We start from the raw sequence: 14,005 nt of genomic DNA, 5'->3' as shown, positions 1-14,005 counted from the left end.
GACCAGCCGCACCCTTGTACGACGCATGACAACAGGAGACTCTGTGGCGCACCACACAAGCCCGTACTTGCCGGTAACCCGGTCAACGAAAGGTTCAGGTGCCCCACCACATGACCCGTATACCCCGCCGCGCCGTGGCGATCGTCCCCGTCCTCGCGCTCGCCGCCGGCCTGCAGTTCGCCGTCTCCCCGACCGCCCAGAGCGCCACCCTCGGAGACCTCCGCCTCGCCCCGGCCTCGCTCGCCGTCGAGAACAGCTGGATCGTCGTCCTCAAGGACGGCTCGACCCGGGCCGCCGATCTGGGCGTGACGCCCCAGCACGAGTACCGCTCGGTCCTGAAGGGCTTCTCGACCACGATGTCCCGGGCCAGGGCCGCGTCCCTGGCCTCCGACCCGCGCGTGGCGTACGTCGAGCAGAACGCCACCGTGCGGATGGCCGACACCCAGCCCGGCGCGACCTGGGGCCTCGACCGGATCGACCAGCGTGATCTGCCGCTGTCGACCACGTACACGTACAACCGGACCGCGTCGAACGTCACCGCCTACATCATCGACACCGGGATCCGTACCTCGCACAGCGAGTTCGGCGGCCGGGCGACCGTGGGCACGGACACCGTCGGCGGCGGCCAGAACGGCCAGGACTGCCAGGGCCACGGCACGCATGTCGCGGGCACGGTCGGCGGCGCGAAGTACGGCGTCGCCAAGGGCGCGAAGCTGGTGGCGGTACGCGTCCTGGACTGCAACGGCTCCGGTACGACGGCCGGGGTGATCGCCGGCGTCGACTGGGTCACGGCCAACGCGGTCAAGCCCGCGGTCGCCAACATGAGCCTGGGCGGGGGCGCGAACACCTCGCTGGACGACGCGGTGAAGCGCTCGATCGCCTCGGGCGTCACGTACGCGGTCGCCGCCGGCAACGGCAACTTCCTCGGCCTGCCGGCCCGGGCCTGCAACTACTCCCCGGCGCGCGTCCCCGAGGCGATCACGGTCGGCGCGACGGACTCCGCCGACAAGCGGGCGTCTTTCTCCAACTACGGCACGTGCGTGGACCTCTTCGCCCCGGGCGTCTCCATCACCTCGGCGTGGAAGGACGGCGACACCGCGACGAACACCATCTCGGGCACGTCGATGGCGGCCCCGCACACCGCGGGCGTGGCCGCCCTCTACCTGTCGGCGAACCCGACGGCGAGCCCGGCGCAGGTGAGCACCGCACTGGTGAACAACGCCACCAGCGGCAAGGTCCAGAACCCGCTGTCGGGCTCCCCGAACAGGCTGCTGCACTCGGTCTTCTAGAGCCGCTCACCCGACCAGATGCCCGAGGAGCCCGGCCCCCACCGAATACACCCGCTCCTCGGGCATCCGCATGCGCGCCGACTTGCTCTCGTCGGAAAGCGTAGAAGACTTGTGTGTGACAACCAGGACCACCAGAGGTCGACATGTCCTCTCGTTCTGAGCGGCACTCCCCGATCGATTCGTCATCGTTGCCCATGCCTCACGTGGTGCGGGCAGGGGCGTTGGCGATACTTTCCGGCACTCTCTTCATCGCGGCTGTCTGCGGTGTGGGCTGGGTATCACCGGCATGGCAGGCCTCGGGGAACTGGCCCGTCTGGTTCCAGGCCGTCTCCGAGTGGTTCATGCGGTTCTTCGAAGGCGCCGCACGGGTCGTCACGGGCGGCAAGGACGGAGCCGGTCTGAGCCTCCGTCTGTTGTGCCTGATCCTCCTGATTCTCTCCTTCATGGCGTTGCGCCGTTGGATGCTCCAGCGAAACGCTTACCGGCCCGGGCCGGTGGACGTGCAGCAACTTGTCTCCTCGACCGCGGACGGCGAAGCATGCCTCGACGGTCTCACCGCCCAGTTGCGTAAGCAGCTGTCAGAAACGAACCTCTATCCCCCGTCTGCGCTCCCCGCCGAATCTCCGGCGGAGAACTTCCTTGATCTGCTGGGCGACATAGACCTCGAGCCGAAGAAGCTGGGGACGAGCATCCTGCGCTTGTTCAGTCGCCTTCGGCCAAAGGTCGCCTACACGGTGCGCGGAGTGCTGCGCATGCGGGAGGAGGAGCCCATGTTCGGCGTCACCGTCACCGTCACCTCCTATGCGATGAGGGGCAGCCGCACGGAGACCCGGTGGCAACCCACGTGGGAGGAAGCGGTGCGGGCCGGCGGGTACTGGGTGATGGCAGCGCTGGTGCCGGTCACGCAGGCGAGCCGAAGGGCGCCCTGGCAGGAATGGCGCGGACGGAACCTACCCCCTGAGCTGTTCGCCGCCTATCAGGAGGCGAGGGAACTCAGTCAGGAACGGAAATTCGACGATGCCCTCGACCGCTATTACGCGGCGCTACGGCTCGATCCCACCAACATTCACCTGCGCACCCAGATCGCGGGGACACAGGAGAAGCTGTGGTTGCATCTCGACGCGCTGGAGACCTATCACGGAGCCATCCTCCTGGACGGGCAGAGCAGGGAAGAGCGGAACGCCCGGCTGAGAAGAGGAGCCTGGAACCCACGTCGATCGTTCTGCAAGCGCTACCGATGGTGGCGCAACGGCCTGCTCGAAGCGCGTTTCCGCTATGCCGTCGTCCTCGGTATCGCCGAACGCACCGCCCATCAGTGGTGCAAGCCGACGGTGGATCCCGCCGATTACCGCACGTGCCCGCGCCGCGCGCATACCCGACGGGAGATTCGCAGGTCACTGACCCCGGCACTTGTCGAAAGATACTGGCGGACGGTCACCCATCTCACACCGCCTGGGGAGGAGATGCCCATTTGCGACGAGAAGAGAGCAAGAACATGGCTCGAGCGCGAGCTCGGAGAAGAGGGTCTCGACCACAAGAACGTCAGCCTGATATTCCAGCTTGCTTGCGCCGAGGAGATGTATCAGCTTGCCAGCGACTACCCCGTCCTCCGTTTCTTCAGGCATCCCAGCAGTCGGCGGAGCCGAGGGCTCACATGGACGTCGCTCCGACTCAACCGCGACGTGTGGGCGCCTCTGCGTCTGGCATGGGCCGTGAGCCGGACCGAATCAGGGAAGGTCAAGGGGTTGCGAAATGACCTCTCGTGGCCCATGAGGGCGGAGGACCTCAGGAAGCGAGTGGAGCAGGCGAGAGGCTGGTGGATCTGGCGGCGGATGACGGAGCGGCTCAGGAGCGGACAGCTGTGGCCGCCTCGGCCTTGGCAGGACAGGTACAACACGGCATGCATATACGCGGTGGCGATGAGCGGCCACAAGGACGAACAGGAACTGGGCAGCCTCGCCGCGAGGGCCGTGGAGGAACTCGAGGCTGCTGCGAGATCGGACCTGACCAGTTTTCACCCCCTCATGCGCTCCTGGCTGCTCACCGAAGACCCGGATCTCGAATCGCTGCGCCAGAACGACCAGTTCATACGCTTCGAACGCGAGGTCTATCCCCATGACGCCCCCGACCGCGACCGGCCCAAGCGTCCGGTGCGGGCCGAAATGAAGGCGTACGACCAGCAACTGCTGGGAGGCACCGCACAGGTCATGGAGCACACGTGGCGACTCCGCGGGAAACTCCTCCCCGCCGAGGCGCACCTGATGGCTCAGTGGTTCATCACCGAGAAACTGGTCTGGCAGGGCGTTCATCGTGTGGCCGCGAATCAAGGCCGGGACTGGCGTGACCGGCAGAAGCTCCTGCAGACCGTCCGGGCGATCGCCGACTCGACGCTGCTGTCGAAGTACGGCCTTCCCTCCAAGCTGCCCGAACTGGACGACCTCTTGGACGAGGCGACATGGATCGAGATCGGGGCGGCGAAGGAGAGCCTGACAGGGTTCGAGCAGTCCATCGAGGAGCGGCTGAGAATCCTGAGCCGAGCGATCGGCGCAACGTCCACGGTGTCACCCATCCACCGAAGTGGTCAGTGGATCGAAGCAGTCAAGCACAGCGGACCACTGCCCAACGTCGTGATGCAGGCCGCTGTCCAGCAAGCGTGTGCGGACTATGAGACCGCCTGGCGGTCGCTGCGTGACCAGCTCGATCCCGAGGACGATGAATGGGTCTTCCCCAACGCCCTGCACGAGCTCCATGAACCCGATGGGGTGTGGCGGCTCCTCGCCGCGCTCAGGACGAGGGTGCCGGCCGGCTTCCGTCACACCGGTTGACAGCCCTCGGGGGGCGGAGACCCCCGTCGGCCGGAGCCGACAGGGGTCGACAGCGCGCGGGACGCGTCAGTGGTTGCGCGGGAAGCCCAGGTCCACGCCGGCGGGGGCCTCGGAGGGGTCCGGCCAGCGGGTGGTGACGACCTTGCCGCGGGTGTAGAAGTGGACGCCGTCGTTGCCGTAGATGTGGTGGTCGCCGAAGAGCGAATCCTTCCAGCCACCGAAGGAGTGGTAGCCCACCGGCACCGGGATCGGCACGTTCACGCCGACCATGCCGGCCTGGATCTCCAGCTGGAAGCGGCGGGCCGCGCCGCCGTCGCGGGTGAAGATCGCGGTGCCGTTGCCGAACGGCGACGCGTTGATGAGGGCGACGCCCTCCTCGTATGTCTCGGCGCGCAGCACGCACAGCACCGGGCCGAAGATCTCGTCCTGGTACGCCTTCGCGGTCGTCGGCACGTGGTCCAGGAGCGACAGGCCGATCCAGTGGCCGTTCTCGAACCCGTCCACCGTGTAGCCGGTGCCGTCGAGGACGACCTCGCAGCCCTCGTCCGCCGCGCCCTTCACGTACGAGGCGACCTTGTCGCGGTGGACCGCCGTGATCAGCGGGCCCATCTCGGAGGTGGGGTCGTTGCCGGGGCCGATCTTGATCTTCTCGGCGCGCTCGCGGATCTTCTCCACCAGCTCGTCGCCGATCGCGCCGACCGCGACGACCGCCGAAATCGCCATGCAGCGCTCACCGGCCGATCCGTACGCCGCCGAGACAGCGGCGTCGGCCGCCGCGTCCAGGTCCGCGTCCGGCAGCACCAGCATGTGGTTCTTCGCGCCGCCGAGCGCCTGGACGCGCTTGCCCGAGGCGGAGGCGGTCGTGTGGATGTGACGCGCGATCGGGGTCGAGCCGACGAAGGAGACCGCCGTGACGTCCGGGTGCTCCAGGAGCCGGTCCACGGCCACCTTGTCACCGTGCAGGACGTTGAAGACGCCGTCCGGCAGGCCCGCCTCGGCGAGCAGCTCGGCGATCTTCAGCGAGGGCGAGGGGTCCTTCTCGCTCGGCTTGAGGATGAAGGTGTTGCCGCACGCGATGGCGATCGGGAACATCCACATCGGGACCATCGCCGGGAAGTTGAACGGCGTGATGCCGGCCACCACACCCACCGGCTGGCGGATCGACGCCACGTCCACCCGGTTCGACACCTGGGTGGAGAGCTCGCCCTTGAGCTGCGTGGTGATCCCGCAGGCCAGGTCGACGATCTCCAGACCTCGGGCGACCTCGCCCAGCGCGTCCGAGTGCACCTTGCCGTGCTCGGCGGTGATCAGCTCGGCGATCGCGTCCCGGTTGGCGTCGAGCAGCGCGCGGAACTTGAAGAGGATCGTGGTGCGCTGCGCCAGCGACGCCGTGCCCCAGGTCTCGAACGCGGTCTTCGCGGCGGCCACGGCCGCGTCGACCTCGTCGACCGAGGCGAGCGCCACCCGCGTGGTCACGGCGCCGGTGGCCGGGTCGGTGACCGGCCCCCAGTTGCCCGACGTGCCCTCGACGCTCTTGCCACCGATCCAGTGGTTGACAGTCTTCTCGGTGTTCGTCATGCCGGAATGCTCCTTCAGAGATGGCGGCGTCGGGCGGTGACGTGCCGGTCGTACTCCTCCCGGGCCTTGACCGCCGACGCGCGGGTCGAGGTCTCGGCCACGGGCACATCCCACCACGCCTGGGCGGGGGGCGCGCCCGACACTGTGTCTGCCGTTTCGGTCTCGGCATAGACACATGTGGGAACGGTCGACGTCCGCGCTTCGGCGAGGGCTTCTCGCAGGTCACGTACGGTACGGGCGGTCAGCACCCGCATTCCGAGGGAGGCCGCGTTGGCGGCCAGGTCGACGGGGAGCGGGTCCCCGGTGAAGGTGCCGTCGGGGGCCCGGAAGCGGTACGCGGTGCCGTACCGCTCACCGCCCACGGACTCGGACAGCCCTCCGATGGAGGCGTACCCGTGGTTCTGCAGGATGACCACCTTGATGGGCAGTCCTTCCTGCACGGCGGTGACGATTTCGGTGGGATTCATCAGATACGTACCGTCGCCGACGAGCGCCCAGACCGGCCTCCCGGGCGCGGCGAGGGCGACCCCGATCGCCGCCGGGATCTCGTAACCCATGCACGAGTAGCCGTATTCGACGTGGTACTGGTCGGAGGAGCGCGCCCGCCAGAGCTTGTGGAGATCGCCGGGGAGCGAGCCGGCGGCGTTGATCAGGATGTCGTCCTCGGTGACCAGAGTGTCGAGGAGGCCGAGGAGCTGCGGCTGGGTCGGGCGGGCGTCCTCGTCGGGGACGGCGTAGGCGGCGTCGACCCGCCCCTGCCAGTCGCGTTTCGAGGAGCTCCATCGAACCGTGTCCTGCCGGTGGTCGCCGAGCGCCTCGGTGAGGGCGGTCAGGCCTTCGCGGGCGTCGGCGACGAGCGGCAGCGCCGCCTGTTTGTGGGCGTCGAAGGCCGCGACGTTGAGGTTGAGGAAGCGGACACCGTCGGGGAAGAGGGTGGCGGAGGCGGTGGTGAAGTCGGTGTAGCGGGTGCCCACGCCGATGACGAGGTCGCTGGTCCTGGCGAGCTCGTTCGCGGTGGCGCTGCCCGTGTGGCCGATGCCGCCGGTCTCGCAGGCGTGGTCGTACGGCAGGACGCCCTTGCCGGCCTGGGTGGTGGCGACGGGGATGCGGGTCCGCTCGGCGAGGGTGCGCAGGGCGCCCTCGGCCCCGCTGTACCGGACTCCGCCGCCGGCGATGATCAGGGGACGCCGCGCGACTCTGATCGCTTCGACGGCGGCTTCGAGTTCGGCCGTGTCGGGGCGGGGCCTGCGGACCGTCCACGTCCGCTCGGCGAAGAACTCCTCCGGCCAGTCGTACGCCTCGGCCTGGACGTCCTGCGGCAGGGCGAGCGTCACCGCCCCGGTCTGGACGGGGTCGGTGAGGACCCGCACCGCGGCGAGCGCGGCGGGGATCAGCGCCTCGGGGCGGGTGACCCGGTCGAAGTACGCGGAGACCGGCCGCAGGCAGTCGTTGACCGACACGTCGCCCGCGTAAGGCACTTCGAGCTGCTGGAGGACGGGGTCGGCGGGGCGGGTGGCGAACGTGTCGCCGGGCAGGAGCAGCACCGGCAGGTGGTTGATCGTGGCGAGCGCGGCGCCGGTGACGAGGTTGGTGGCGCCGGGTCCGATGGAGGTGGTGACGGCGTGCGCGGAGAGCCGGTTCGACTGGCGCGCGTAGCCGACGGCCGCGTGCACCATGGCCTGTTCGTTACGCCCCTGGTGGTACGGCATCTCCTCGGCGTACTCGACCAGTGCCTGGCCGATCCCGGCGACGTTCCCGTGGCCGAAGATGCCCCAGGTCGCGGCGATCAACCGCTGGCGTACACCGTCGCGTTCGGTGTACTGCGCGGCCAGGAACCGCACCAGCGCCTGGGCGACGGTCAGAGCAGCCACTATCTGTACCCCTCCGTGTGGTCGGGGTGGAAGCAGATCTTCCACTCCCGGTCCGGTCCTGGTCCCGCCATCACGTTCAGGTAGTACATGTCGTGCTCCGGCTGGGCGATCGACGGGCCGTGCCAGCCGTCGGGCACGAGGACGGCGTCGCCGGTCGCGACCTCGGCGAGGAGGTCGGAGCCTCCGGGCCGGGAGGGGGAGATCCGCTGGTAGCCGACTCCGCCGCCGTCGATCTCGAAGTAGTAGATCTCCTCCAGCTCGGACTCGGTGCCCGGGCGGTGCTCGTCGTGTTTGTGGGGCGGGTAGGAGGACCAGTTCCCGCCGGGGGTGACGACCTCGACGGCGATCAGGCGGTCCGCCTCGAAGACGTCCGCGGCGGCGAAGTTCCGTACCTGCCGGGCCTGGTTGCCGCTGCCGCGGGCCTCGACGGGTACCTCCGGCGCGGGGCCGTAGCGAGCGGGGAGTCGTCGCTCGCACTTCGCTCCTGCCAAAGCGAAGCGGCCTCCCGCACCGGAGGCGATCTGGACTCGGGCGTCGCGGGGCACGTACGCGAAGTCGGACACTCCGCCGAACACGCTCTCGCGGCCCAGGAGTTGAAGCGTCTGGCCGTCGATGTGCACCGTACAGCCGCCACTGAGCGGAAGCACGATCCACTCGCTGTCCCCGGTGTCCAGGAGATGGGTGTCTCCGGGGCCGAGTTCGAGGACGCGCAGTGCGCAATGGCTCCAGCCGGCCCGGTCGGGGTCGACGTGGAGCGCGTACGACCCGTGGGAGGCGGTCCCGGCGGGCAGATGGAGATCGTTCGGGGGCGGGGCGTTCGGGGGCGGCGGGTTCGGGGGCGGCGCGTTCATGGGCGGTGCGTACTCCTTCCTACCGTCTCCGCGAGCAGTCGCGCAGCGGTATCGACGGCTCCGGCCACATCGCCGTCCGTGGGGTAGGGCAGGGCGGGATGGTCGGCGGCGACGATCAGCAGCCGCTCGCGCTCCCCGGACAACGGCCGCCTCCGCCGCCGCGCGGCGGCCTCGGCGACGGCCCCGGGCCGCCGGGCACGCCGCCCGACGAGCCGCGCTACTTCGACAGGTTCGCCCCCACCCACCACCGCCACGGCCGGCCCGCCCCGCCTGGACGGCGCGGGGTGAGCCCCCTGACGGAGGGGGTCGGCGGCTCCCTCGACGGGAGACTCGGCGTCGGCCACGAGGGCCGGGGGGTCGATGTGGGCCCGTCCGGCGGGGGGCTCGGTTGAGGCCCGCGCGGCCGACGGCTCGGTGGAGGCCCGCCCGGCCGCAGGCCCCGTGTCGGCCCGCCCGGCCGCAGGCCCCGTGTCGGCCCGCCCGGCCGAGGGCCCCGTGGAGGCCCGTCCGGCCACGGGCTCCGTCAGGGCTGCCCCCGCCGCGGGTCCCAACGTGGACGCGCCGCCCTTGGGGCCGCTCGCGCTGCGGTGGGCTGTGCGAGTGCGCCAGGTGTCGGTGGGGCGGGCCGTCATGGCGTGCGCTCCGGGAGCGTGCCGCTGCCGGCGGCCAGCGCGAGGTCGATCTCGTCGGCGTAGGGCATCGCCGGGGAACAGGCGAGGCGGCCGGCCACGATGGCGCCGGCCGCGTTGGCCCGGCGGAGGGTGCGGTCCAGGTCCCAGCCGGCGAGCAGCCCGTCGCACAGCGCCCCGCCGAACGCGTCGCCCGCGCCCAGCCCGTTGACCACGTCGACCGGCAGCGGCGGGACCTCCGCGCTCTCCCCGTCGGCGGTCATCGCGAGGACCCCCTTGGGGCCCTGCTTGACGACCGCGAGCCGGACCCCGGCGGCGAGCAGCGCGCGGGCCGCGGCGTACGGTTCGCGCTCACCGGTCGCGACCTCGCACTCGTCGAGGTTGCCGACGGCGACGGTGGCCGAGCCCAGGGCCTCCCGGTAGAGGGGGCCCGCCTCTGCGGGGTCGGGCCAGAGCGTCGGACGCCAGTCCAGGTCGAGGACGGTCAGCTCCGCGCCGTCCCGCTCCCGCAGCGCGCCCAGCGTCGCCGCCCTGCTGGGCTCGACGCTCAGCCCCGTCCCCGTCACCCAGAACGCCCGCGCCGCGCGGACCGCCGCGAGGTCCAGCTCCGCCGGGTGGATCTCCAGGTCCGGCGCCCGGGGCTGCCGGTAGAAGTGGATCGGGAAGTCGTCGGGCGGGAAGATCTCGCAGAACGTGACCGGCGTCGGATACTCCCCGACGGCCGTCACCCACCGGTCGTCGACCCCGAAGGCGGCCAGCTCCTCGTGCAGATACGCCCCGAAGGGGTCGGCTCCCGTCCGGCTCACCAGCGCCGTCCGCCGGCCGAGCCGGGCCGCCGCGACGGCCACGTTGGCGGGCGAGCCGCCCAGGAACTTCCCGAAGGTCTCCACCCGGGCGAGCGGCACGCCGACCTGGAGGGGGTAGAGGTCCACGCCGAGACGCCCCATCGTGATCAGCTCGTACGGCTCCGCATCCACGCGCGCCACCTCTCGCCTCGGCCCCGCACCCAGGTCTAGCCGTCCGCCCCGAACCCTGTCAACGCTATGTCCTTACATTCGGACGAGCGTCTTGACGCGTCGTTCCGGGCGCGGTCAAGGTGGCTGTCATGACGAAGCCGTCGCCGCTGTCCCGTATCCGTATCGGCTCCGCCCCCGACTCCTGGGGCGTCTGGTTCCCCGACGATCCACGGCAGGTCCCCTGGCAGCGCTTCCTCGACGAGGTCGTCGACGCCGGCTACGCGTGGATCGAGCTCGGCCCGTACGGCTATCTGCCCACCGATCCCGCGGTCCTGGCCGAGGAGACGGGCCGCAGAGGCCTGCGGGTCTCCGCCGGGACCGTCTTCACCGGGCTGCACCACGGGCCCGCCGTCTGGGAGAAGACCTGGGCCCATGTCGCCGACAACGCGGCGCTGGCCCAGGCGATGGGGGCGGAGCACCTGGTCGTCATCCCGTCCTTCTGGCGCGACGACAAGACGGGCGAGGTGCTGGAGGACCGCACCCTCTCCGCCGAACAGTGGCGCGATCTCACCGGTCTGACCGAGCGGCTGGGCCGCGAGGTCCGGGAGCGCTACGGGCTGCGGATCGTCGTCCATCCCCACGCGGACACCCATGTCGACAGCGAGGAGAACGTGGCACGGTTCCTGGACGCGACCGATCCGGAGCTGGTCTCCCTCTGCCTGGACACCGGGCACTACGCGTACTGCGGCGGCGACAGCGTCAAGCTGATCGAGACGTACGGCGAGCGCATCGGCTACCTCCATCTCAAGCAGGTCGACCCGGAGATCCTGGCCGGGGTCGTCGCCGACGGGGTGCCGTTCGGTCCGGCCGTGGCGCGCGGCGTGATGTGCGAGCCGCCCGCCGGGGTGCCGGCTCTGGAGCCGGTCCTCGCGGCGGCGCAGGCGCTGGACGTGGAGCTCTTCGCCATCGTCGAGCAGGACATGTACCCGTGCGAGCCCGACAGGCCGTATCCGATCGCGGTCCGCACCCGCCGCTTCCTGCGCTCCTGCGGAGCATAGGAACGTCCGGAACTCCTTCCGACACGCCGATGTGACCATGCTCCACTTACGTCACGTCCGTCCCCTTGTCGTCACACATGTCTCCATGACGCGGGCTTTCCGTCACAGCCGCTCGACAGCCGACCCCTTCCCGTTGGAAGGGGTCGTTGCACCGGGCACAGGCTCAGTGATCGCCAGCGTTCGCCCCGCAGCTCCCCCGAACGGCACCCCCGCCGCCGCTGCGAGGCGCGCAGGGAGGTGCCACACGCATGACGGACAGAAGGCTCTGGTCGTACAGGGACATCGCCGCGCACATCAACGTGCAGCCGGACACCGTCCGGTCCTACCGGAAGCACGGCCTCCTGCCCACGCCCGACCATGTCGAGTCGGGCAAGCCCTACTGGTACGCGGACACGATCCACGCCTGGGTCGCCAATCGTCCGGGGAACCGGAGCCGCCGGGACTGACCTCCCTTCCCGCACGGGCTCGTGGCACTCCGCGTGGCACGGGCTCCGGCCCCCGGGGCCGCAGCACGAGGGCCCCGGCCCCGGGGGCCGTACGAGGCCCCGCACCCCGCACCGGGTGCGGGGCCTCGGTACGTCAGGGCACCATGGCCGGGGCCTGCGTCGTGTCCGGTGCCGGGGCCGGCGCCTTCGCCGAGCCGCCCTCGCTGACGCCGAACCGGTCGTGGAAGCGGCGCAGCGGGCCCGGCGCCCACCAGGTCAGGCGGCCGGTCAGCTTCATCACCGCGGGCACGAGCAGGCTGCGGACCACCATCGCGTCCATCAGCACGGCGAGCGCGACGCCGAGGCCCAGCATCTTGGTGTTGGTCACCCGGGAGGTGCCGATGGCCACCATGACGACGGCGAGGATCACGGCGGCGGCGGTGATCAGGCCGCCCGTACGGCGCAGGCCGAACCGGACCGCGTGGTCGTGGTCACCCGTCGCGTCGTACTCCTCCTTGATCCGGGATATCAGGAACACCCCGTAGTCCATGGAGAGTCCGAAGGCGACGCAGAACATCAGCACCGGCAGCGTCGTCTCGATGTCGCCGGTCGGGGTGAAGCCGAGCAGCCCGGAGAGATGGCCCTCCTGGAAGACCCACACGACGGCGCCGAACATCGCGGTCAGGCTGAGCCCGTTGAGGACGACGGCCTGGACCGGGATCAGGACACTGCCGGTCAGCAGGAAGACCAGGAGCAGGGTGACGACGACGATGATCGCCCCCGCCCAGGGCAGCCGCTCGCCGATGGCGGCCTTGGAGTCGACCAGGACGGCGGCGGCTCCGGTGACCGAGGTGTCGAACGGGGCGTTCGTGGCGCGCAGTTCGTCCACCACCTGCTGGGCGGTGGCGCCGACCCCCTCGCCCTCCGGGACCACGGTGAAGTACGCCTGGGCAGCGGCGCCGGTGCCCGAGGTCACCGGTCCGTCCACCCGCTCGACCCCGTCGAGAGCGCCGATCCGCTCGCGGTACCCGGCGTACTCGGCCGGGGTGGCGCCGCCCTCGGCGAGGACGGTGAGCCCGCCGCCCGGGCTGCCGGGGAATCCGTCGCGCAGTGCGTCCTGGACGACCCGGGACTCGGCGGTGGCCGGAAGCTGCCGGTCGTCGACGGTGCCGAACTGCGCCCCGAGGAAGGGCAGTCCGAGCAGGACGAGCCCCGCCGTGGTGACGACGGCGAAGACCGGCGCGCGCCGCATCACCAGAGCCGCCGTGCGCGCCCAGCCGGCCCCCGGCTCCTTGGCCCCCTGCTCCCGGGCCTTCGGCCCCGCACCCGCCGTGGAGCGGCGGCGCCTGAAGAGGAGCCGCAGGTCGAGCGCGTTGACGCGCTCCCCGAGCAGCATCAGCGCGGCGGGCAGCAGGATCAGCGCTGCCGCCGCGGCGAGCAGCACCACCGCTATGCCCGCGTAGGCGAAGGAGCGCAGGAAGTACTGCGGGAAGACCAGCATGGCGGAGAGCGAGGCCGCGACGGTCAGGGCGGAGAAGAGCACCGTCCGTCCGGCCGTGCGCAGGGTGGTCCCGACGGCGGTCCGGGTGTCGGCCCCGCCGGCGAGCTCCTCGCGGAACCTGCGGACGACGAACAGGGCGTAGTCGATGGCGAGTCCGAGCCCGAGGGCCGTGGTCAGGTTCTGTGCGAAGACGGAGACGTCGGTGAGTTCGGTGAGGCCGCGCAGCACCACGTTCGTCCCCAGGATGGCCACGATGCCGATCCCCAGGGGCAGCAGCGCGGCGACCGCGCTGCCGAAGACCATGACGAGCAGGACGAGCGTCAACGGCAGGGCGATCAGCTCGGCGCGGAGCAGGTCCTCCTCGACGACCGTCTGCATCTCGTGCTGCACGGCCAGCCGGCCGCCGACGGAGACCTCGACCGGCCCGTGCGTGCCCCGGTAGTGGGGGGCGATCCGCTCCAGGATCTCGCCGGCCTCCTTCTCCTCGCCGCCGACGCGGGCGACGATCACCGCCTGCCGACCGTCCTCGGAGCGCAGGGCAGGGGAGCCGGTCCCCCAGTAGGAGCCGATGCCGCCGACTCCCCGCTCGGCGTCGAGCCGCTCGGCGAGCCGCCGGGCCTCGGCGGCCACGGCGGGATCGTCGACCCCGCCCTCCCGCGCGCTCACGAGCAGGAGCAGATTGGGCTGGGAGGCGGGGAACTCCCGCTCCAGGACCTGTGTCGCGTACGTGGATTCGGCGTCCGGGTCCTCGAAGCCGCCGCTTCCCATCCGCTCGGCGACACCGCCGCCCGCGAGGACGGAGAGCGCGGCGATCACGAGCGCGACCAGCAGGGACAGGCGCGGCCTGGCCGTCACGAACCGAGTCCACCCCCCGCCTCGGGCGGTCCCTGAATTCTTGACTTCGGCCATGCCGCGGTGTCCCCTTCACCATGACCCATGCGCTCGCTTCCCGGCAGGTCGCGTGGGTCGCCCGTTGCCATAGACTGACAAACACGAGTCATCGCTCGCGTTTCACAAGAATG

General features: G+C 70.9%; 10 protein-coding genes. 5 read left to right on the top strand and 5 right to left on the bottom strand.

Going from position 1 to position 14,005, the window contains the following annotated elements:
* Positions 1–110: 110 nt before the first annotated feature.
* Positions 111–1,289, top strand: coding sequence for a S8 family serine peptidase (locus tag M5362_RS23905; protein ID WP_308354901.1), 1,179 nt, complete (start codon positions 111–113; stop codon positions 1,287–1,289).
* 194 nt (positions 1,290–1,483) lie between these two features.
* The gene (locus M5362_RS23900) at positions 1,484–4,114 is read left to right on the top strand and encodes a hypothetical protein (protein ID WP_260229758.1); all 2,631 of its coding nucleotides are present in this window, start codon (positions 1,484–1,486) and stop codon (positions 4,112–4,114) included.
* 66 nt (positions 4,115–4,180) lie between these two features.
* Here the strand turns inward: M5362_RS23900 and mmsA are convergent, their stop codons facing one another.
* Genes mmsA through iolB form a run of 3 tightly spaced genes read right to left on the bottom strand, consistent with a single transcriptional unit; the run spans position 4,181 to position 8,414 of the window.
* On the bottom strand, positions 4,181–5,692 hold the full coding sequence (gene mmsA, locus M5362_RS23895; protein ID WP_260229757.1) for a CoA-acylating methylmalonate-semialdehyde dehydrogenase: 1,512 nt from the start codon (positions 5,690–5,692) through the stop codon (positions 4,181–4,183).
* Between the two features lie 14 nt (positions 5,693–5,706).
* The gene (gene iolD / locus M5362_RS23890) at positions 5,707–7,566 is read right to left on the bottom strand and encodes a 3D-(3,5/4)-trihydroxycyclohexane-1,2-dione acylhydrolase (decyclizing) (protein ID WP_260229792.1); all 1,860 of its coding nucleotides are present in this window, start codon (positions 7,564–7,566) and stop codon (positions 5,707–5,709) included.
* The gene (iolB, locus tag M5362_RS23885) at positions 7,563–8,414 is read right to left on the bottom strand and encodes a 5-deoxy-glucuronate isomerase (protein ID WP_260229756.1); all 852 of its coding nucleotides are present in this window, start codon (positions 8,412–8,414) and stop codon (positions 7,563–7,565) included. Before iolB ends, iolD begins: the two co-directional genes overlap by 4 nt.
* A 5-nt stretch (positions 8,415–8,419) precedes the next feature.
* Here iolB and M5362_RS33340 point away from each other — a divergent pair, with 5 nt between their 5' ends.
* On the top strand, positions 8,420–8,806 hold the full coding sequence (locus M5362_RS33340; RefSeq protein ID WP_374214516.1) for a hypothetical protein: 387 nt from the start codon (positions 8,420–8,422) through the stop codon (positions 8,804–8,806).
* Between the two features lie 236 nt (positions 8,807–9,042).
* On the opposite strand, the gene iolC is transcribed toward M5362_RS33340, so the two are convergent.
* Complete coding sequence (gene iolC / locus M5362_RS23875; protein WP_374214519.1) at positions 9,043–9,990, bottom strand: 5-dehydro-2-deoxygluconokinase; 948 nt, start codon at positions 9,988–9,990, stop codon at positions 9,043–9,045.
* A 158-nt stretch (positions 9,991–10,148) separates the two neighbouring features.
* Between iolC and M5362_RS23870 the strand changes: the two genes are divergently transcribed.
* Together M5362_RS23870 and M5362_RS23865 are read left to right on the top strand one after the other, a co-directional pair.
* Positions 10,149–11,057, top strand: a complete 909-nt coding sequence (locus M5362_RS23870) for a sugar phosphate isomerase/epimerase (RefSeq protein WP_260229754.1) — start codon at positions 10,149–10,151, stop codon at positions 11,055–11,057.
* A gap of 248 nt (positions 11,058–11,305) precedes the next feature.
* On the top strand, positions 11,306–11,503 hold the full coding sequence (locus M5362_RS23865) for an AlpA family transcriptional regulator (RefSeq protein WP_260229753.1): 198 nt from the start codon (positions 11,306–11,308) through the stop codon (positions 11,501–11,503).
* Positions 11,504–11,636: 133 nt separating this feature from the next.
* On the opposite strand, the gene M5362_RS23860 is transcribed toward M5362_RS23865, so the two are convergent.
* Complete coding sequence (locus M5362_RS23860) at positions 11,637–13,892, bottom strand: MMPL family transporter (RefSeq protein WP_260229752.1); 2,256 nt, start codon at positions 13,890–13,892, stop codon at positions 11,637–11,639.
* Positions 13,893–14,005: the final 113 nt, after the last annotated feature.

The organism is Streptomyces sp. Je 1-79, from assembly GCF_025195125.1.
Lineage (GTDB): Bacteria > Actinomycetota > Actinomycetes > Streptomycetales > Streptomycetaceae > Streptomyces.
Note: the sequence above shows the minus strand (reverse complement) of the source record. Positions and strands in the feature narration are given on the sequence as shown.